This window comes from Microcoleus sp. CAWBG58 (assembly GCF_020883045.1).
In the GTDB taxonomy this organism is placed as follows: Bacteria; Cyanobacteriota; Cyanobacteriia; order Cyanobacteriales; family Microcoleaceae; genus Microcoleus.
On the sequence record NZ_JAHRFA010000004.1, the window covers coordinates 145007 to 166223 of the forward strand.

Consider the following 21217-nt stretch of genomic DNA (forward strand, 5'->3'; position numbering starts at 1 on the left):
AACTGGACATAATATCACTTCTTATTTTTTCTTTGATCGTTCCGCAAAGCTTCCCCAATAGAACTGCCCACATAATTGCTAAAAATTACCTCTCCAGTTTTATTGTAATGACAGCAGCTATCTACATAAACAACATCTTTAGTCTTGTCGAACACCTTCACCCCATTCAAAATATTAATCTTATTTTTTTGTAAATTAGGAAACTTACCCAAAAGAGCCGGATATCCGATTTCCACAGCCTTAGCATAAGGAGTATCTTTATTAAAAGCAATCAGCTTCTCGGCATCGCTAAACACTCTTTTCGTCTGATAGTATTGATTCGGCTGGAGGACATGAAAATAAGGAACATTACTGGCCGACAGCACTTTGTGCATAAAAATTGAACTTTTTGCCCAATTCCACGCCATTTGTTCAAAAGCTGCACCATCCTCTAAAATAGACTTATTTTTATTAATATACATCACGCTACCCTCGTCATCTTCCCGAGTTTTGCTGCGTTCTTTTTCAAATGCAATCACATCTCTGCGATAATTGTTGACTAAATTTTGAACGTAAACAGAAGTCAAAGCATCGCACGCAGCTAAAGAGCAGTGTTGCAAACTTTCCAAACCCTCAGTAATCTTAGTTTTATTTTCTTTGATTCTAATAGTTGCTTGCAAAGCCTTGGTAGAAAGGCTATTATTCGCCAAGCTAGTCAGCGGCGAAATGTGCTGAATGCTCGGCATCGCCAGATTAATCTGATTTTTATTGTTTAAATTAGAAAGCGCTACTTCATTAAAGCCATCTATATTGATGACCATATCTAATTCTTGACCTAAAGCCAAAAAATAGTTTAAAATCAATAACTGTTGCGGCTGTTTGTAACCGCCTGTAGCAAAAGACAAAATTATAAATTCTTTGTCCTGTAAACCGGGAACCTGTTTTAGATATTGAGGTAAAATTTTGTTTTGAATTTGAAATATAGAAAAATCTGAAGCCACGGAACCGCCAAAAATTCCGATCGCAAATTGATTTTTTTTAAACTTTTTAAAAGGGTAATCGTAAGGAGAGATAAATCCGTAGTTGTTCACCTTAAAACCAGGTCGAAAATCAGCGCTGGGTTTTTGAATAAACCCAAAGAAAGGATGAAACCTTTCGACAATAGACTGATTCAGACGCACTCCTTCTAAATTAATTCCTAAAGCCGACTTATCTTGCGCCTTTTGTCTCGTGTAGAAAAATTGCTTGTGCTTGACAAAATACCATCCCAAGGAACCGAGTTCTAGGAAAACAAGTAAAAGTGCCAAGTTTATCAAAGTAATTTTGAGGATTTCTTGGCCTTTGTTAATTAACTTGAAATCTTTCATAAATATTTATTTAGACTTTCTTACTACTTTAATGATGGAACTGGAAATATAGTTTGCCAATACTTCCTCTCCCACTGAATTATAGTGACAGCAAGCATCTTTGTAAACCGTATCTTTTGTATTGTCCAAAATATTTACGGCGCTAAACACATTAACCTGAGCTTTCTGCAAATCATTGACTTTGGATAACAGCACCGGATAACCTTTGTTTACTCCTGCGATGTACGGGCTGTCTTTGCTGATGGCAATTTCCTTTTCCTTGGCGGTAAACACTCGTTTAGTTGGATAATACTGGTTGGGCTGGATAAAGTGAAAATATTTGATGTTTCTACTCGATAAAATTTGGTTCATGCCGATCGACGATTCGTACCAAATCGAGGCCATTTTGTCAAAAGCAGCAGCCTCTTGCAATACAGACTCAGCTTTGGGAATGTATACTATACTGCTATTTGCGCTGTCTGGGTTGGATTGTTTGACTTGGGCGTCGTACTTGACAACTGCTTGCTGGTAATTGTTGACTAATTGTTTCACTCTCAGCGAGGTAACGGCGTGACACAAAGCAAGTTGACAATTTTGCAATTTGTCAATACCTGCTTTCAATTGTTTTTTGGTTTCGTTAATGTTGACGATGGAAGTCATCGCTTCCGGCGACACATTGCTTGCTAAACTTGTTAACGGCTGTAGGTGCTGGACGCTGGGCATTCCTATTTCTAGCTGGGCTTTGTTGTTTAAATTGGACAGCGCTACTTCGTTAAAACCGTCAATATTGATGACTAAATCCAATTCTTGACCCAAAGCCAGAAAGTAATTTAAAATTAATAATTGCTGGGGCTGTTTGTATCCGCCGTTGCCAAAATTCAAAAGCACAATTTCGCGATCGGCAAATTCTGGATAACTCTGCAATTTTTTAGAAAATCTTTGATTTTTATACTCATCTACTGCGAAGTTGTTGGCAACTGAACCGCCAAAAACTCCGATAATAAATTGTTTTTTATTGGTCTTAATAAAGGGATATTCGTACTGGGAAAAAAAGCCGTGTTTGTTGACTTTTAACTTTAATTTTTCATTGGTAAAAGCACCTTGTTTGAGAACGTAGCCAAAAAACGGGTGCAGTCTTTCTACGATAGATTCATCTAGTCGAATGCCGATACGTTCAATATCTTCGACTACTTTTTCTTTAGCTTTGGTTCTGGTATAAAAAAACTGCTTTTGGTTGATAAAGTAAAAAGCTAGGGACAAAGCTTCCAGGCAAATAAAGGCGATCGCCAAATTGACGGCGATTAAAGTTAATATATTTTTGCTTTTTTGGAGCGTTGAGTCTTTCATGAAATTTGATTGATTACGGTTGTTTTTTGGGGACTTGAGACTGCTTCAAATTTTCGCACAAATTCTGGTTGATTTTAATACTTGCCAATCGATGCCCGAGCTCATTCCAGTGTCCGCCACAGGGTACAGAATTGTCAAAACCGTGGACGCAAACTTGATATTTTTCAGTGTAGCCTTGAAACTGTTCGGCTAAATTCAGTACCCGAAAACCTTCGCGCGTACCCAATGTTTCCACCCGCCTATTGGGATAAAACAAATCCTGAATGTTGTTTTGTGTTATAAAATCTTTTCGGATCTTGACATCCCGTCCAACTTGGATCGGATCGCCGATCGTCACAACCAAGAAATCAGCTTTTTTCTGCACGACTTCATTGTGCATTGTCACGATTAAACCCTCTGTCACCCTCCAGGCATCTTTCCAAACTGCATCCTGAGGTGGATTGAAGTTTTTGCTGCTCAAAGCGGTAAAATCTCCAGATAACTGCCGCTTTTTTCCGTCTAAATCTACCTTTTTAATTACCTGTAAGATGCGGGAATTGTTGACCAAAAAACTGGGCATCCTATCTACAAAGGAAACTGCTCTTTCGTTGCGAGCGATCGGCGGCAGATTGCGAAAAGACATATCTGGTACTAACTTGCCGCTAGTATCGTACACAAAAAATGGTCGATAATGGTCGTATTCCAGTTGCGGGGAATTGTTAATTACATCATTACCAATAAAAAATGCCAGGACTACAATATCAGGACTGTAATCCCATACTTTTTTCCGCAGCATCATCAATTCTTGAGCGGTACCGTAACCTTGGACGCCGAAATTGATTACCTCAACTTTTTTGCGCCCTTTCACAGCATCACAGTTGCCTAGCTTTCGTTCTAATTTTGACCAGAAAGTTTGTTCGACTGGTACCTGAATTGCTTCGGTGAAAGAGTCGCCTAAAACTGCGACGCGCAAGGTATTGGGAGGTTTGGTTTTGGTGTGTTCGCGATCGCGCAAACCGTCACTATTCACCCGTACAAAACTCGCACCTTCCCCATTCCACTCGCCGGACACACCGGGTTTGAGCTTCCAACCCAAATCGCGATCGGAAGTATGGAAACGAGTTGGCGCGGAGTCTACAACATCCCCTATTTTTGGGTAGCCCTCAACTCTAGCAACTCGCAATCCAATTTCACCAATTACCACCCCCATTAATAAACCGCCGAGTGTCAAACCTAAATTGACACCCAAAGTCTTCAACTTGCTCATTCTTTCAAAACAGGGTATAAATAAACGGAGCAATTACAGAACCCTGACTCAATACAATCAAAGCTCCTAAAAAGACTAAAGTCACAATTAATGGTAGCAACCAATATTTTTGGCGTTCCTTCATAAACGCCCACAAATCTTTGAGAAAGTCTAATGTTGATTCAAACACTTAGAAAGGACGCTCCATACTAACTTTTGTTCTTTCTTTACTTTGGACGCGATAAGTATCCATTTTGGGATTAAGTTTGCGTCGCATTGCATCTTCGCCAAATATGCCTTTGATAACTCCCATCGGCCAAATTATCAGGTAAAAAACTATCCCCAGCACGATCGGCGTTTCAATCTTGTTGAGGGTAAGTCCAAACTTCATCCATCCGTGATAAATGGGATTCAGGGCTTTCGGCGCAACTAATGCTAGCACAACTAGGACGGCGCCGATCGCCCAGGGCCACCAAGGTATAGAATCGCGCCGCAGCAAAGGTACTGCTAAACCGAACAGCACTGCAATTAAGCCGCCAATTAGCAGCCCGAAATCGCGCAGGCCTTTGTTATCGAGTTTTTTTATTTCGTCGCTCATTATGACAGTTGACAGTTGACAGTTGACAGTTGACAGTTGACAGTTGACAGTTGACAGTTGACAGTTGACAGTTGACAGTTGACAGTTGACAGTTGACAGTTGTTGCCTGGGAACCAGTTACTAATAATTAATAACTAATGACTAATCGAGTTCAAATTCATTTTTCCAAGCATCATCTTGTTTCCAAGGAATTTGTTCTGACTTGGGAATTAAGAAATTCTCTAAAACCAGATAATCCATTTCGGTGCGCATGAAACAGCGGTAAGCATCCTCAGGAGTGCAAACAATTGGTTCGCCTCGGACGTTGAATGAAGTATTTACTAAAATCGAACATCCCGATCGCTCTTCAAAATGGTTGATTAAGTCATAGTAGCGAGGATTGGTTTCTTTGTGAACAGTTTGAATCCGGGCGGAGTAATCGACGTGGGTGACAGCCGGAATTTCCGATCGCGGAATGTTGAGTTTTTCAATGCCAAACAACTGCTCTTGTTCCGCAGTCATGGGAATGCGGAGACTGCCTTTGACTGGAGCTACTAATAGCATATAAGGGCTGGAATGGTCAATCTCGAAATAATCGGCAACTCGTTCGGCTAAGATTGACGGTGCAAAAGGTCGAAATGATTCCCGATATTTAATTTTGAGGTTCATCACGGACTGCATTTTAGCATTGCGAGGATCGCCAATAATCGATCGCCCGCCCAGAGCTCGCGGCCCAAATTCCATCCGCCCTTGGAACCATCCGACGACGTTTCCCTGTTCCAAAATTTCCGCCAACTGCGGCATCAATTCGGCATCGTCCAATCGATGATAGCTAGCTTTGACAGCATCCAAATACTCCTGAATTTCTGTGTCAGCATACCGCGGCCCCAAATAGGAACCGCGCATTTTGTCGTGACAAGTTAAATGAGTGACAGACTTCGCCACAGTTGCGACAGCTTGGTTGGTAGTGAGGACTTCAGTCCTCTCCTCGTTCGTAGTAAGGACTTCAGTCCTCTCCTCCTTAATCTTATTTACTGCGAGTAGCTCATCAGCAACAGTACGAGTTTGTTCGCAATACTGATACCAAATCGCCAAAGCCGCGCCCAAAGCACCGCCAGCATCTCCGGCGGCAGGTTGAATCCAAATATCTTTGAAAATACCTTCCCGCAAGAGTCGGCCGTTAGCAACGCAGTTAAGAGCAACACCGCCGGCAAGACAAAGATAATCTACATCCAATTCTTTTTTAACTGTTCTGCACAGCCGCAAAACAACTTCTTCTGTAACAACTTGAATGGATGCTGCAATGTCCATTTCCCGCTGAGTTAATTTTCCTTCAGCTTTGCGCGGCGGCCCTTCAAACAGTTCGTCAAATTTCTGATTTGTCATGGTTAAGCCAACAGTGTAGTTGAAATAATCCATGTCTAAACGGAAAGTTCCGTCATCTTTGAGGTCGATTAAATGGGTGAGAATTTTGTCTACATACTTGGGTTCGCCGTAGGGCGCTAAACCCATGAGTTTGTATTCACCAGAGTTGACTTTGAAGCCTGTGTAATAGGTGAAAGCTGAATAAAGCAAGCCCAAGGAGTGGGGAAAATCGATTTCCCACTGAGGTGTGAGTTGGTTGCCGTCTCCTAGCCAGACTGAGGTTGTTGCCCATTCACCTACGCCGTCGAGGCACAAAACGGCGGCTTTTTGGAAGGGGCTGGGGAAAAATGCTGAGGCTGCGTGGGATTGGTGGTGTTCGGTAAATAGCAGAGATGGCAGTTTGTTGCTTTTGCAGTTTGCCATTTCTGCGAGCTCTCTTTTGAGCATGGTTTTGAGGTAAAGCTTTTCTTTCAGCCAGATGGGCATGGCGGTGAGGAAAGAGCGAAAACCTTTGGGTGCGTAGGCTAGGTAAGTTTCTAGCAGGCGCTCAAATTTGACTAATGGTTTGTCGTAAAAGACTATGCGATCGAGTTCCCGCAATTCTATGTTCGCTTCTTTTAGGCAATAGGCGATCGCATTCTTGGGAAATCTGGCGTCGTGCTTTTTGCGGGAAAATCTTTCTTCCTGCGCTGCGGCGATAATTTCTCCATCGCGAATTAAGGCGGCGGCGCTGTCGTGGTAATACGCCGAGATTCCAAGTATGTTCATCGCTCTCCTCACAAATCGCTATGCGCTCGTATCAGATGTATTTAGAATAGCTAACGATTATAGCTTTAGTGGTGCAGATTTGGAGTTGAGTTTTGCGATCGCCTCTAATTTTACCTGAATTGATGCTGGTGGGCGGTTGAGGTCGATCGCCCGTTTGACAGCATCCAGCTAGCGCCGGCGAATCCTGCGCGCCCAAGCTCTGAGGTAAGTTGCTACCGGAAATTGATAAAATTCAGCTACCAACCACAGCACTATGCCTAAATGGGACAAAAAGGCTAAACCCGTCCAAGCGGCGGGGAACCACGACAAACGGCTGCCGGGAACCGGAGGAAAATAGTAAGCTGAAAGTCCGAGCAAGGTTGTGGGAAGGAAGATTAGACCGATCGCGGCGGCAAAATAAGACCATCCGAATTCTGTGCCTTCGAGGTGTGCTCCTATCCATTTTTTGCCGTCCCAGTGCCATGTTACGGGCGGGTGGCGATCGGCCATTTTCAGTAATTGTCTTTCTTCGCTGGCGGTAAAAATGTGCTGGCAGAAGTTGCAACCGAGGGCTTCCATCATCGGCATGGTGGAAATTTGACCGGTGCGACAGACAGGGCAGGGATATGTATCTTGATGGTTGAAAGGTCGGGTTGATGGTTTGAGAGTCTGCATGGATCGGGTTGGTTGTCAAGATATTCAGCGATCTTAACAGAGTTCGATCCTAAGGTATGTTGTTGCGCTTGAGCGCTCTTCCGGAGATTGTGGAAAAGAGCGCTCAATCGCAACTACGTACCTATTAGTCCCAACGATCGAATGAATAGATTCGATCGTTGGAACTTCAGTCCAAAATTAAGGTATGTTGTTGCGCTTGAGCGCTCTTTCGGAGATTGTGGAAAAGAGCGCTAAAGCGCAACTACGTACCTAATCGAACAGTCAAGGTATGTTGTTGCGCTTGAGCGCTCTTTTATAGATTGTGGAAAAGAGCGCTGAAGCGCAACTACGTACCTAATCAAACTTCGATTAATTGCGGTGATTGTTGGTGTACCGAATTCGGGCTCCGGCCCACTGAAGTTTTTCCCTCAAAGTGCCGTAATAAGAATAGTTTTCCCGCAAAATGATAAATTTGGCTTCGCAGTCGGCCATCCGCACATCTACGCGCTGTCCCGGCCAAATTGCTGTAGATAAAATGCCGTCCATCCAAAGTTTTGTGCTGAGTTCGTAATCTGCTAAAGGCCAAATACTGACGACGGAACCGGGCGGCAAAACTACAGCCCGACTGGATAAACTTAAAGGGCAAATCGGAGTAACTGCGATCGCATCCATTCCCGAGTGGATAATCGGCCCGTTGGCAGATGCGGTGTAGCAAGTCGAACCGGTAGGAGTTGCCACAATTAAACCGTCGCCTTGATATTGATCGACTACTTCGCCGTCAACTTCCATTTCTAGAATACAGCTCGGCATTCGATCGGCAGAAGCAGGTTTGACACACATTTCATTCAGTGCCAAAAATCGATCGCTTTGGGGTTCGAGATTAGTTCTGTTTCCCTCAAAAACCGCCGCCTGCAACATCATCCGCTTCTGCACGGCATACCTATCTTCGGCCAGCCTATCCCAAATCTCCTCAGTATTTTGGAAATCCTCAAAAGACTCGGTTAAAAAACCCAGATGTCCGCCGACATTCGCAGCTAAAATCGGGATGCCGTCAGCAGACAAATTCCGCGCCGCAGCCAGGGCGGTACCGTCGCCGCCGAGAACTACGGCTAGATCGATCGGGCTGTTGCTAGAAGCTAAAAACACCGGATACGGGTTATCTTTCGGGCCGCTGGGGCCCATTAAAACTTGACAGCCGCGATTTTCTAACTGGCGGGCACATTGTTCTGCCCACCGCTGGCTGAGGGTGTCTCGGGCTTTGTGGGCGATAATTACTTGTTTTAGTTGCACAATTAATTTGGGATTTGGGATTTGGGGTTTGGGATTTTAGATTATTGAGATTTTAGACTGAATCTCCGCGAGCGGGGAGGAGAAGGCCGCTCGCGGGGACGCTCGCACTGCATTTCTGGCCGCTCGCGGGGATGGTTTCTGGCCGCGAGCGGGGACGTTCGCACTGCGAAGAAGGAAAGCTCCAAACCCTGATACAATCAGTCGTTCCTCATCGCAAATCGTATCATCCATCAATACTTCGGGATTTGGGCTGCGGCCAAATAATGCTGGTATCGGAGGCGAGGATGCGAGAAACTGCGATCGCCCCAAAACGGTTGAGGTGGCTGGGATCGAGGAAATAGTCGTTGCGATTTGGCCACCGCTGGGACAAGTCGCGGAAGGCGAAACCTTTTTGTCGCGAGAGTTGCTGCATTCGTTGTCTAAACTGCTGTTCGGCCCACCGACGAGTGGAATCTAAGTAGTCGTCGGTGAGGGGCAAATTGACGAAAATTAGGGGGATTTTCCGAGTTTTGGTAAATGCTACGACTGAATTAAAGGCTGTTGCTTGTTTGCCGCTGAGGTTGAAGTCTTCGTAGTCGCGATCGTACTGGCCTGAAACGTAAGCGCGTTGTCGATAATATGTGTTGGGATTGTAACTTCCCGACACGGGCATGAATCCGTTAGAGTCGATCGCATCTGCCAATTGGCTGACTTGTCTGATTGCTACTTTTGTTTGTGATACTGCATTCTGGGCAACAGGCAAGATGCCTGTTCCACTTGTGAGGAATTTGACTGTGGGGATTAGGGGTTGGGCATTTTGCCCGCCCCTAAAAGCCCGATCGACCGATGCATGGGATCGGCGGAAAATGCCGTCGCCATCGGTTTTACAAGACTGCGGGAATCTGTAACACTGGGGCGTCACGTTAGGTTCACCAGACGGGAGTTTGGGGCGAACGCCTGCTGCTAAAAGCTGGCTGCCTTCAGAATCGACGATCGAATTAAAAGTGCGATCGTCCCGGCCACTGTTAAATGCGCGCACACCGTCCGCCCAGACAATCATTTGAGGTAAATGTTCGGGTTTCAACAGCCGTCGCAGTTGAAAGTCAACAACTTGGGCAGTTGCGCCGTTGACTGCAAAGTTAAATACCTTTAAACCAGGAGTGCCGTTAGCAGCCAAAGATTGTTTTAGCTGTTTGGGATCGACGCCCTGCAACGCCCGGGAACTGCCGACGATCAAAACATCTGGCGGCCCGACGGCTGCAACGTAGGATAGGTATAGTTCTAGCTGTTCGTCGAGTAAATCGCTGCTGAAGCTCACTGTACTGGCTTGCGATCGACTTGCGCCCGCTTGCTGTTGTGCATAAAGCAGATTTTTCATGTACTCGGTGACTTTTTTTTCAGCAAACGCCCGCCTGGGACTACCGGGGGGAACCGCTTGCATCCAGGCTACCGCTTGCACCCATTGGGCTGCTACTTCGTCCCACTCTTGTTTTGAATTGGCTGATTGAGCCAAATTGGCGGCCTTGGTGGCAAAGTTAACTGAATCTCCAAAGGGGTCGTTTTGGGCGCAGGAAGGAACGCTGATCGATTTTTGGCGTTTGTTGGGGTTTTTGGCTAACACAGAGGTTGGAGGCTGTGCTAGGACGGAGGAAGATGCGATCGTCCGAGAGGGCGCTGTGGTGTTGGGCGGCTTTGTTGATGAACATCCGACGGTTAAGGCGAGTAAAGCAACAGCGGCGCCAGCACGTTGAAAGATGCTAGTGCTGAGGTTAGCAATGTAGCGGCGAATCATACACTTTCACCGATCGCGAAACATTACTAGATATTACCTTAAATGTTAAATTCCGCGACTTCTGAGAGTGATGCAGGGATCTGGGTGTCCTGTTTGTTTAGCCGTTGTTGACTTAATTGTGTATTTCGGTGTCGGATTCCATGACGGCTGCGGCTGCAAGGACGATCTATTTTAGATTTGGGATTTTAGATTGTGAGATTCTTTCTAATCTATCGAACTCTTAACCAAAGGTCTGTTTGCTACAAATTGCTTGACACGATTCACTAATAAATAGCACGACAAACCAGCAAGAGCTGCTATGACAATTACCCTTAACTGCTTGAGTGCAAATAGCAAAGAGTGCGAAAATGACAGTTTCATAGCCTGGTTGTCGCCGTAAACTTGAGTATCTATTGGCTTAAAAATGTACATCAAAGCATTTAAAAATGAACTCGGATGCTGTTCGCTAACCGCTACAAAAGGATGATTTACACCGACAAAAGAGATGATAATCGACAGACAACTCACAAATATAAAAGCTTTTCTCAAATTCTTGGAACTTTTGATATCCTCGCTGATTTGAGCTAACGGTAAGCAGAGCAAAAACATAAGATTGGCATACCATCTGACTCCATAAGAATACCCACTGTAATTGTTAGAACGCAGAATGTACATCAGGACGTAGGCGGATGATGCCAAAAGAATTAATAGATATTCTTGGCGATACTTGAATTCTTTGTTTCGTAAAATCTTCACAAAACCAAAAATCGAGAATACCAGAATAGGAGTATAAGAAATTAAGCCTCGATGACCTATTATCATGTGAAAAGCATAATTCAAAAGGGCTGGAAAATTTGAATGATATGCTAAGCCTGAAAGGGTTGTGCTATCGAAGGCAGAACCTGGATATTCCCACAGGGATTGATTCATGGAAGGTGGCCGCAGGCTACCAGACGTGTAAAAATTTAACTGTAAGTAAATCACCATGACTAAAGCGCCAGCCAAAGCAAAAACTATCTTTGATTTCAGAGGTTTATTGAAAAAGCTGACAGCGAAAAACGGGACAAAAATAAAAGCTACTACATCAATGCTCCCAGCCAGTGTAATTAACAGACCTGAGAGCAAAGAATATCTAATACTTTCTTTGACCCTGAGCAAATAGTAAAATCCTGCCATCAGTAAACTTGCACTAACTACATGATTGCTAAATACGGTTGAGTAAGGTAGCAGCAGAGTTCCTGTACCAGCAATTATTATAACTACATCTATCCATGTTTCCTCTACTGCCAAAAACTTAAATATCCTGTACAAATAGACTATGCCCGTGGCTGTAGCCACCCCGACAACTAAAATTATCAGTAGGGTATTAGTGAGCATGAATTGATTTTTGAAAGAGATACCAAACACCTTCAGCAGAGCGTAAAAGAATGAACCATATATGGATAGAATAGGAGGCTTGTCAGAGTAGAAGTGGCCTTGGTATAAGTATTTATCGATAGTCCAAATAAATCGGGAATTGTCAATAATGAAGGTATGGAAATCTACGAGAGATTCAATCGTGGCTAACCTGGAAGCATCGTTGCTAGTTGCTACTGGTCTTGTCAGTAGGGCAAATAGACCTAAAAACACTGAAAAAATTTGCCATTCTTTTTGAATTCTCATGCTCTGCATCCAAATTTTATAGATTCAAATAGATCAACCTTTGTAACAATCGCTTAACAAATTACTGCGATTCGATGACTGCTTCGGCTTCCAGGGCGATCGATCGCAATTTATCCAATGTATCCTGACTGGCGCTCTCCCACAACCCCCGCTGGCGAGCTTCTAACAATCTTTCCGCCATATCTCGCAGCGCCCAAGGATTGTTTTTTTGAATAAATCCCTGAACTTTTTCATCAAAAATGTAAGCCTGTGCAATTCCTTCATACATAAAATCTTCAACGCAATTCGCCGTCGCATCGTAAGCAAACAAAAAATCGACAGTGGCGGCAATTTCAAAAGCACCTTTATAACCGTGGCGCATCGCCCCTTCAATCCATTTCGGATTTACCGCCCTGCTGCGATAAACCCGTGCAATTTCTTCTCGCAGTTGTCGCACTTTTGGATTTTCGGGAATCGAGTTATCGCCGAAATAGGTTTCAGGATTTTTCCCTTGCAAATTGCGAATTGCCGCAGTCATTCCGCCTTGGAATTGATAATAGTCGTCGGAGTCGAGAATATCGTGTTCGCGGTTGTCTTGATTTTGCAGCACAATTTGCATTTGCCCGAGGCGTTTGGTAAATGCTTCGGGCGCCGAACATCCCCATTCACTCCTGGTAAATTCAACTCTCCTAGCCTCCCCTTGTAAAGGGGGAGGACAAGAAAGAGAAGAATTGGAATTAGCCCCCCCTTGATAAGGGGGGGTATTGGTGGAATTAGCCCCCCCTTGATAAGGGGGGGTTGGGGGGGTATTGACTGGTGGTAAAGCAGAAGAGTTGGAATTAGCCCCCCCTTGGTAAGGGGGGGTTGGGGGGGTATTGACTGGTGGTAAAGTGCTAAATTCACCCCCCCTAGCCCCCCCTTGTAAAGGGGGCGGACAAGAATTGGAATTAGCCCCCCCTTGGTAAGGGGGGGTTGGGGCGGTATTGACTGGTGGTAAAGCAGAAGAGTTGGCATTAGCCACATCTTTACCAGAAGAAATTGGGGGGGTACTTGTATAGGCGTAACTGCTCCAATTAATGTAAGCTGTTGCTAAATCCCCGTCGTCCGTCCAGTTTTGAGCTTCAATTATGCCCTGAAGTCCCGCACCATAAGCACCCGGCTTTGAACCAAAAACTCGAAATTGCGATCGCACTTGGGCATCTTCCCGACTCAAACCCGTTGCTTCCCAATCCAAAATCTCTTGTTTAACTTGTGCTGCTAAAGGATTGTCTTCCGTAGGTTCATCTAAATCAGCTACAGCTTTGACAGCCGAGTCAAACAAATCAATTAAATTAAAAAAAGCATCGCGGAAGAAACCAGAAATCCGCAAAGTAACATCAACGCGCGGCCGCCCCAAAACAGAAACAGGCAAGATTTCAAAATCTACAACCCGGCGCGAAGGCCCATCCCAAATTGGTTGAACTCCGATTAAGGCTAAGGCTTCGGCGATGTCGTCTCCACCCGTCCGCATTGTCGATGTTCCCCATACCGACAAACCCAAAGTTTTAGGATATTCGCCATTTTCTTGAGTGTATCTTTCGATTAAAGTTTCGGCTGCAACTCTGCCAACTCTCCAAGCAGTTTCTGTGGGAATAGCGCGGATATCTACTGAGTAAAAATTGCGGCCCGTGGGCAATACATCAGGCCTGCCGCGGGTGGGTGCGCCGGATGCACCGCTGGGGATGTGTTTCCCATCTAGTCCGCGCAACAGGTTGGTGATTTCTTGGTTTGTTTGGAGGAGTGAAGGTAAAAGATAGTTGGCAATCCAATCTAATTCTTGTTGGGTTGATTCTCCAATTTTAACCGCAGGTGGATGCGGATGAACGCGGATATTTTTGATTAAATCATCTACTAATTCTGCGGCTTTTGCTTCTAATTCTGCGGTTAAATCGCCTGCGGTGGTTAAGGGATCGAAATCGTAATCTAAGTCTTTGGCGAGGGCGCGGGTTAAGCCGATGCGGTTTGTGCTAGGATGGCGGGCGATCGCAATTATCAAATCTCGCAACTGTCTGCCTTGGGGACATTGACCAAAAATATGCAATCCGTCGCGGATTTGGGATTCTTTGAGTTCGCAAAGATAACCGTCGGTGCGGGTGATAAACTCGGTAAATTCGGATTTATTGAGTTGGATGCCTAGGTCTTTATCTAGATTTTCCTGGTTGGTGAGGGCTACAATGCGATCGCGAATCATCGGTAATCGAGACGGATCTAAGCTTTGCGCTTCGCAATATTCGTCGATTAAGGCCTCCAACTGCTGCAAAGGCCCGTAAAGTTCGGCGCGAGTCATCGGCGGGGTGAGGTGGTCGATTATCACAGCTTGCGATCGTCTTTTTGCCTGGGAACCCTCCCCCGGATCGTTGACAATAAACGGATAAAAATTAGGCATCGCGCCTAATGCAACTTCGGGATAACAGTTAGCAGACAAAGCGACACTTTTACCGGGAAGCCATTCTAAATTACCGTGTTTTCCAGCATGAATTATTGCCTGAGAACCAAACTTTTCTCGCAGCCAATAATAGTAAGCCAGGTAATTGTGAGTTGGTTCTAAATCCGGTGCATGATAGTTCAAACTCGGGTCGATTTCATATCCCCGCGACGGTTGAATTCCTACAAACACATTGCCGAATTGAATTCCCGGAATCGCAAACAGATACGCATCCAGGTTCGTAGTAAGGACTTCAGTCCTTCTTTCCCCAGTCGCCAATCCCCATCTATTACAAATTCCATCCTGTACTTGCTGAGGCAAAGTTGCAAAATACTCTTCATATTCTGCCAAATCCAAATATTGATTAACAGGCCGCAACTCTCGTGCTTCCGGGTCATTTGTCACGCCGGAAGTCAGCATTTCAATTAACTCCGTACCGCTGCTAGGAATATTATCTACTTGATACCCAGCTTGCTGCAAAGCTTTCAGGATTTCCACACAGCTAGCAGGCGTATCCAAGCCGACACCGTTGGCCAATCGGGCGTTGCGGGTGGGATAATTGGCGAGAATTATGGCGATGCGTCTGTTGGCGGCGGGGGTTTGTTTCATCTTCACCCAATTCGCCGTTAAGTCTGCTACAAATGAAATGCGATCGTCCGCAGCGACATAACCGACAACATCGGTTTCCAATTCGCTATTCCAATTTTTTACAGCCTTAAAAGAAACAGCCCTTGTAATGATTTTGCCATCTACTTCTGGCAATGCCACATTCATCGCCACATCGCGGGGGGAAAGTCCTTGCAATTCAGATTCCCACTGTTCTAAACCGCCGCCGCTGAAGATTGCTTGCAAGATAGGAACATCTAAGGAGTTTAAACTATTTTGTTCCGGTTCTGGATTGTTGAAACCGGAGACTGCAAAACTTGTCGTATTGATAAGTAATTGAATTGGTTCGGATTCTTTTGGTTGAAAGTATTCCAGCAATTCTATTTGTAAATCAGGTTCCCGCAGCGAAGACACAAAGACGGGAACTGGTACTAAGTTTCGTTCTGCTAAAGCTTGACAAAGTGCATCAACTGGCGCTAAGTTTCCCGATAAGTAATGAGCGCGATAAAATAAAATGCCGACTTTCGCCTGGGTTGGTATATTTAATAAATTATCTGGTAATTCTGGAGAGAGTTGATCTGTTAATAAATTGGTTGTATTATCATTAGCTGTATGAGTTAAGATCGATACAGAGGCTTTTGATCTGCGTTCCCAGGCAGATCCTGGAAATGAGTCAAATCCTAAAGGAGCGGTAGAACGGGCCTCTTGCCCGTCTTCCCCGCATCCTCCCCAGTCATAAATTCCCACCCGAGAAACTGTTTGAGGAAGAGGCGGATTGTAAGCAGTTTTCAAACAAGTGTCAGCCGTAAACTTGAGTGCATTAACAAAATTCTGGACTCCGCCTTCTGTGAAATAACGCCACAGTTGATTTACTGCGGACAGCGATACATTAGAATGACTAATTAAATCTGGATCGGGACTATCTTCACCGGGCATCACAATCAATGTTGCATTAGTTTTCTGCACCGTTTCCCGCAGAACTTCTAATCCGTAAGACCAATAAGAACGCCCACCTAACAGCCTTAAAATGATAACGTCCGCGCGTTCTAAAATTTCCTCAGCGTAGGTGTCAATGGTTAATTGTTGCTGCAATTGAAGCAGATTTACGGCGCGCACTTTCGGGAATTCGGGTGGCATTTTGGATGCCGCCACCGCGAGTGTTTGAATGTCCGTGTCAGCAGCACTAATAAATACGATTGGTGCTGGGGTTTGCTGAATAAAAATTACTCCTTCTGCTTGAGGGTTCCAACCTCCGGGCGTAGCTGCTATTTTGTGCATTAAATTTTCCTCTATAATAAGTTAAAATTCCAAATTCTCAGAGACAAATGCTCTCACTTAATTCTTACACGAAAAAAGATGTTTGTAGTGAGGACTTTAGTCCTCAGAGTTGGAGCGGACTAAAGTCCTCACTACGAGCCCGAAAAAAGATGTTTGTAGTGAGGACTTTAGTCCTCAGAGTTGGAGCGGACTAAAGTCCTCAATACGAGCCTGAAAAAAGATGTTTGTAGTGAGGACTTTAGTCCTCAGATTTGGAGCGGACTAAAGTCCTCACTACGAGCCTGAAAAAAGATGTTTGTAGTGAGGACTTTAGTCCTCAGAGTTGGAGCGGACTAAAGTCCTCACTACGAACCTGAAAAAAGATGTTTGTAGTGAGGACTTTAGTCCTCAGATTTGGAGCGGACTAAAGTCCTCACTACGAACCTTGGAAAGTCATAAGGTGATAAAGAAAACTCCCAAAATCATGATAGCAGATCCTAACAATCTTTGCTGAATATCTTTTTCCTTAAAAATGAAATGACCGAAAAGTACACCCATTAATACGCTGGTACGCTTAACTGCGATTACCTGCACTACTAAAGTCATTGTCAAAGCTTGCATCTGAAAAACGACTCCTAAAGCATTGACAAAACCCATTGTTGCTAGCAGCGGTAATTGCTGTATAATTTTCCGGCTGGGGTTGGGGGTTTTGTGCAGTAAAACTGGTAGCAATAACACACTCATTGCTGTAAATAATGAGAACAACCAAAAAATCGGGGAAGAGTTTTGCACGCCTATTTTGTCGAAATTTGAGGTGATACTCCAGAGAAAGGCTACGATTAACATTAATTTTGGCCCTGGTTCATGTAGTAGTGCTTTGAATGGGGCTAAATATCCTTGAGATTTTTCTTTGATGTTTAATAGATAGGAACCGGTGACGATGAGAAAAATTCCAATACAATCAAAAAAGTTGGGATATTCGCCGACAATTAACGGTGAAGTTAGCAGCATGAATAAGGGTGTCAAAGCTACTAGCGGCACGGTTAGGGATAAGTCGGACAGTTTGATGGCTTTAATGTAGAGGATGGCTGTGACTGCATTGATGCTTCCTCCGATTAATAAGGCTATCCAAAATAGCGGGTTTAATTGGGGATTTAGTTGGGGTATTTTTATAAAAAATAAAAAGGGTACTAAAAAAAGTGCTGAAAAAAATGCTAGTGACCAAGCTACGACATATTCGTCGTTTTTTTTCAGGTTTTGCTTGCTAAAAACGTCTTTTACGGCTTCAAAAAAAGCGGTGAGAATGCCAAAAATTAACCAAGTCAACCTAAATATGCGCTCCTGACTCGCTCGTCGTTTAGCAAATCCGATCCTATACCTGTGAGGGTAATGTTACCAGCTTCTAGTACGTAAGCCCGATCGGCAATTTGGAGCGCCAAATTAGCGTTTTGTTCTACCAACAAGATTGTAACCCCCGTAGAGCGTAGGTTTTGAATGATTCCGAAAATTTCTTTGACGATCGCAGGTGCTAAGCCTAAACTAGGTTCGTCCAATAATAGCAGTTTCGGGCGCGACATCAGAGCGCGGGCGATCGCCAGCATTTGCTGTTCCCCGCCGCTGAGGGTTCCCGCCAGTTGAGTGCGCCTTTGGGCCAAGCGGGGAAATATCTCGAATTGGTGGCTTAAATCGGCTTTGATGGCTGCGAAGTCCGATCGCACGTAAGCACCCAATTCCAAGTTAGCTAACACCGTCTGTTGCGCCAAAACCCTTCGTCCTTCTGGACTGTGGGCGATTCCCAATTTTACCACTTCGTGAGCTTGGCGGCGACTAATATCGCGCCCGCTGTAGATGATTTGTCCTTCCCGGAAATTAACTATTTTAGAAATTGCTCTCAGGGTGGTACTTTTCCCCGCACCGTTAGCGCCGATGAGACTGACAACTTCGCCCGCATTTACGGTTAAATTTATATTTTGCAGGGCTTGAATTCCGCCGTAATTTACACAGAGATTTTTGAGTTCTAATAGGATATTTTGGGTGGTTTTGGGTGGGCTATCGTGCATTTTATCTAACTTTTTGTTTGAGATTTGTCGTTGGGTGGGGGCGGGTTTATGAGATTGTTGGTTTTAGACAATTATTGCTGGTGAACCCGCCCCTACGAATTGGGATTTTTTGTTGGTTTTTTTCGATTTATGAGATTGTTGGTTTTAGACAATTATTGGTGAGGGTGGCCCCTACAGATTGGGATTTACTGTTGGGCGGGGGCGGGTTTATGAGATTGTTGGTTTTAGACAATTATTGCTGGTGAACCCACCCTTAGTGATTGGGTTTTTCTGTTGGGCGGGGGCGGGTTTATGAGATTGTTGGTTTTAAAAAAAAATTGTTGGTGAACCCGCCCCTACATAATTTGCAATAATGCTGATATATGGGATTTTTATCCAATTTTAATCAATTCCTCAACTGTCAACTGTCAACTGTCAACTGTCAACTGTTTATCTATTTTTCATCTCCCAAATAAGCCTCAATCACAGCCGGATCGTTCCTCACCACAGCAGGTTCACCCAAGGCAATAAGCTGACCGAAATGCAATACAGCAATGCGATCGCACAATCCCATCACCAGCGGTACGTGATGCTCGATCAATATTACAGTCAAATTGAATTGTTCCCGCACTTCCCGGATAAATTCGCTTAACTTTTGCTTTTCCTTGGGATTCATCCCCGCCGCAGGTTCATCTAGCAGCAAGATTTGCGGTTCCAGGGCTAAGGCGCGGGCAATTTCCAAGCGCCTCTGATCGCCGTAGGGCAAGTTTTTGGCTTGTTCCTGCGCCCGATCGCCCAAACCGACCAATTCTAACAATTCCAGGGCTTTGCGCTGGGTTTCGCGCTCCATTGCGCTAGATTCTGGTAAGCCGAAAATCCCCGATAGTAGTGATAATACTGGATTTTGCGATCGGCTGTGGATGTGTCGGGCGATCGCCACATTCTCCAACACAGACAGTTCCCCAAACAATCTAATATTTTGAAAGGTTCTGGCAATACCTTTGTTCGCAATTTGATATGGTTTAAGTTGGGAAATATCCTCATTTTGATAAATCAGTTTGCCGCTGTTGCTGGGTATCAATCCAGTCATTAAATTAAATAGAGTAGTTTTTCCCGCGCCGTTAGGGCCGATCAGTCCAAATATCTCGTGTTTTTCAACTGTAAAAGATACGTCATTCACGGCAACTAAACCGCCAAAACGGCGAGTCAATCCTTGGGCTGCTAAGACGGGAGTGCTTTTTGAGAGGGTAAGTGGTTCGGAAATCATCAAATATGATATAATAGAGATTGTCTAATTATGCCTTAGACTTCGGCAAACACAAATAAATGGCATCATGTCATTGCGAGGAACGAAGCAATTCTCTTGCGCTTTGGGATTGCTTCATTCCTTTCGCTGCAAAACGGTTGTTATGCCGCATTACACTGTCACCATTTGAGGCTGGATATCGGGGGATGCTGGCTCAAAATGCAGTACCATGACTTGCTCTGGACGCAACCCGACAGACTCGTAAGTTCGTCCATTGCGATCGCTGAATTCAACTTCAAATGCAGCACCATCTGCTAGCATCTCAACTATCGTCCCAACCTGCCCGCGCCACAGATTGTACTGAGGAAGGTCAACCGTCAGGGCTACAACATCTAGCAATTTGCTTGTACTGTTTATCATGTTTATTACCTCCACTAATTACAAAGGATAACAGGTCGTTAATTTGGGAATTTCCGACCCGCGCTCAACGATCCAGCCACTCCGAAGGGTTGCATTTCTATTTTGCCATTCAATTCTAGGTGTTGCTGAATTTAGGTATGATTCACTCGCGATAGTAATCCCTGAAGTAGGGGCAATTCATGAATTGCCCCTACTTACTGGCAATTCATGAATTGCCCCTACTCTAAATTTTGACTGACAAGCACAAATTTATATCCCGGACTCTGGAAACCATTTTGATGAGAATGTAGATACAATGATTCAAATGGCTGAGACGGCTCATCAAATACAAGGATTCTGGCCCATGACGAAGCACTACCGACAAAGATTAGTTGCCGTAATTGCCCTCTCGTTTCTATCTTTCACATCGCCTTTGTTGTTGACTCGGAATGCTGCGGCCCAAAACCCGACTACATCAAAGGCTAGTTCTCAAGAGATTAACTCATTAATCAAGAAGTTAAAAACTAACGATGAAAAGGAACTTGATGCAACCATTGAAAAGTTAGTAAAAATAGGTGAACCAGCCATACCTGCTTTGATTGAAGCCTTGCAGGATAAGAATTTGCTAGTCCGCCGGAGTGCGATCGAGGTTCTAAGACAAATTGGTCGCCCTGTTATTCCTGCCTTAGTTAAAGCTTTGACAAATTCAGATGTACAGTTACGTCGTCGTGCTGCTGCTTTTCTAAAAAAAGTTGGACCCTTTCACTGGAATTCTTCAGTGTTATCAGAAGCTAAAAGTGTTGTGTCGCAGCTAATTTCCCTACTTCAAAACTCAGAACCAGATGTGCGTAGCAGTGTAGCCTTTGCTTTGGGGAGTATTGGTGCAGAAGCTAAAAGTGTTGTGCCGCAGCTAATTCCACTGCTTAAAGACTCAGAACCAGATGTGCGTAGCAGTGTAGCCTCTGCTTTGGCGAGTATTGGTGCAGAAGCTAAAACTGCTGTGCCACAGCTAATTCCACTGCTTAAAGACTCAGAACCAGATGTGCGTAGCAGTGCAGCCTCTGCTTTGGGGGGTATGGACGCAGAAGCTAAAACTATTGTGCCGCAGCTAGTTCCATTACTTAAAGACTCGGATGCAAATGTGCGTCGCAGTGCAGCCTCTGCTTTGGGGGGTATGGGCGCAGAAGCTAAAACTATTGTGCCGCAGCTAGTTCCATTACTTAAAGACTCGGATGCAAATGTGCGTCGCAGTGCAGCCTCTGCTTTGGGGGGTATGGGCGCAGAA

Annotated in this window: 17 protein-coding genes; 2 read left to right on the forward strand and 15 right to left on the reverse strand. The window is 44.7% G+C overall.

The features are described from left to right. Positions 1 to 14 precede the first annotated feature (14 nt). The 6 genes from QZ918_RS02645 to QZ918_RS02670 all read right to left on the reverse strand — a co-directional run bounded on the left by QZ918_RS02645 (position 15) and on the right by QZ918_RS02670 (position 6607). Entirely contained in the window at positions 15 to 1346 is a 1332-nt protein-coding gene (locus QZ918_RS02645) for a hypothetical protein (RefSeq protein ID WP_293330722.1), read from the reverse strand. 6 nt (positions 1347 to 1352) lie between these two features. Then, a complete protein-coding gene (locus tag QZ918_RS02650; RefSeq protein WP_293330724.1) occupies positions 1353 to 2672 on the reverse strand; it encodes a hypothetical protein in 1320 nt (439 codons plus the stop codon). 13 nt (positions 2673 to 2685) lie between these two features. Further along, the gene (locus tag QZ918_RS02655; protein ID WP_293330727.1) at positions 2686 to 3918 is read right to left on the reverse strand and encodes an SGNH/GDSL hydrolase family protein; all 1233 of its coding nucleotides are present in this window, start codon (positions 3916 to 3918) and stop codon (positions 2686 to 2688) included. Between the two features lie 4 nt (positions 3919 to 3922). After that, positions 3923 to 4087 (reverse strand): DUF5989 family protein, encoded by a 165-nt coding sequence (locus QZ918_RS02660; protein ID WP_190734603.1) that lies wholly within the window; start codon positions 4085 to 4087, stop codon positions 3923 to 3925. Next, positions 4088 to 4495, reverse strand: a complete 408-nt coding sequence (locus QZ918_RS02665) for an SxtJ family membrane protein (protein ID WP_293330729.1) — start codon at positions 4493 to 4495, stop codon at positions 4088 to 4090. A gap of 141 nt (positions 4496 to 4636) precedes the next feature. After that, positions 4637 to 6607: a carbamoyltransferase family protein gene (locus QZ918_RS02670; RefSeq protein ID WP_293330731.1), complete on the reverse strand. Its 1971-nt coding sequence runs from the start codon at positions 6605 to 6607 to the stop codon at positions 4637 to 4639. Here QZ918_RS02670 and QZ918_RS02675 point away from each other — a divergent pair. After that, positions 6600 to 6725, forward strand: a complete 126-nt coding sequence (locus QZ918_RS02675) for a hypothetical protein (RefSeq protein WP_293330733.1) — start codon at positions 6600 to 6602, stop codon at positions 6723 to 6725. The genes QZ918_RS02670 and QZ918_RS02675 overlap by 8 nt on opposite strands. A gap of 50 nt (positions 6726 to 6775) precedes the next feature. On the opposite strand, the gene QZ918_RS02680 is transcribed toward QZ918_RS02675, so the two are convergent. The 9 genes from QZ918_RS02680 to QZ918_RS02720 form a co-directional block, all read right to left on the reverse strand. After that, positions 6776 to 7261 (reverse strand): hypothetical protein, encoded by a 486-nt coding sequence (locus QZ918_RS02680; protein ID WP_293330735.1) that lies wholly within the window; start codon positions 7259 to 7261, stop codon positions 6776 to 6778. 348 nt (positions 7262 to 7609) lie between these two features. Then, positions 7610 to 8530, reverse strand: coding sequence for an NAD(+) kinase (locus QZ918_RS02685; protein ID WP_293330737.1), 921 nt, complete (start codon positions 8528 to 8530; stop codon positions 7610 to 7612). Between the two features lie 223 nt (positions 8531 to 8753). Beyond that, complete coding sequence (locus QZ918_RS02690) at positions 8754 to 10301, reverse strand: hypothetical protein (RefSeq protein WP_293330738.1); 1548 nt, start codon at positions 10299 to 10301, stop codon at positions 8754 to 8756. A 204-nt stretch (positions 10302 to 10505) separates the two neighbouring features. Further along, positions 10506 to 11942, reverse strand: coding sequence for a hypothetical protein (locus tag QZ918_RS02695; RefSeq protein ID WP_293330740.1), 1437 nt, complete (start codon positions 11940 to 11942; stop codon positions 10506 to 10508). 61 nt (positions 11943 to 12003) lie between these two features. Continuing rightward, positions 12004 to 16269 (reverse strand): cobaltochelatase subunit CobN, encoded by a 4266-nt coding sequence (gene cobN, locus QZ918_RS02700; protein ID WP_293330742.1) that lies wholly within the window; start codon positions 16267 to 16269, stop codon positions 12004 to 12006. 432 nt (positions 16270 to 16701) lie between these two features. Next, on the reverse strand, positions 16702 to 17574 hold the full coding sequence (locus QZ918_RS02705; RefSeq protein ID WP_293330744.1) for an EamA family transporter: 873 nt from the start codon (positions 17572 to 17574) through the stop codon (positions 16702 to 16704). Next, positions 17571 to 18308 carry an ABC transporter ATP-binding protein gene (locus QZ918_RS02710; RefSeq protein WP_293330745.1) on the reverse strand — a complete coding sequence of 246 codons (738 nt, stop codon included), beginning with the start codon at positions 18306 to 18308 and terminating at the stop codon, positions 17571 to 17573. The genes QZ918_RS02705 and QZ918_RS02710 overlap by 4 nt, the downstream gene beginning before the upstream one ends. 433 nt (positions 18309 to 18741) lie before the next feature. Next, on the reverse strand, positions 18742 to 19554 hold the full coding sequence (locus QZ918_RS02715) for an ABC transporter ATP-binding protein (protein WP_293330746.1): 813 nt from the start codon (positions 19552 to 19554) through the stop codon (positions 18742 to 18744). A gap of 150 nt (positions 19555 to 19704) precedes the next feature. Next, the gene (locus QZ918_RS02720) at positions 19705 to 19953 is read right to left on the reverse strand and encodes a DUF4926 domain-containing protein (RefSeq protein WP_293330747.1); all 249 of its coding nucleotides are present in this window, start codon (positions 19951 to 19953) and stop codon (positions 19705 to 19707) included. Between the two features lie 343 nt (positions 19954 to 20296). On the opposite strand from QZ918_RS02720, the gene QZ918_RS02725 reads away from it, so the two are divergent. Beyond that, a partial coding sequence (locus QZ918_RS02725) for a HEAT repeat domain-containing protein (protein WP_293330748.1) occupies positions 20297 to 21217 on the forward strand: 921 nt, incomplete at its 3' end.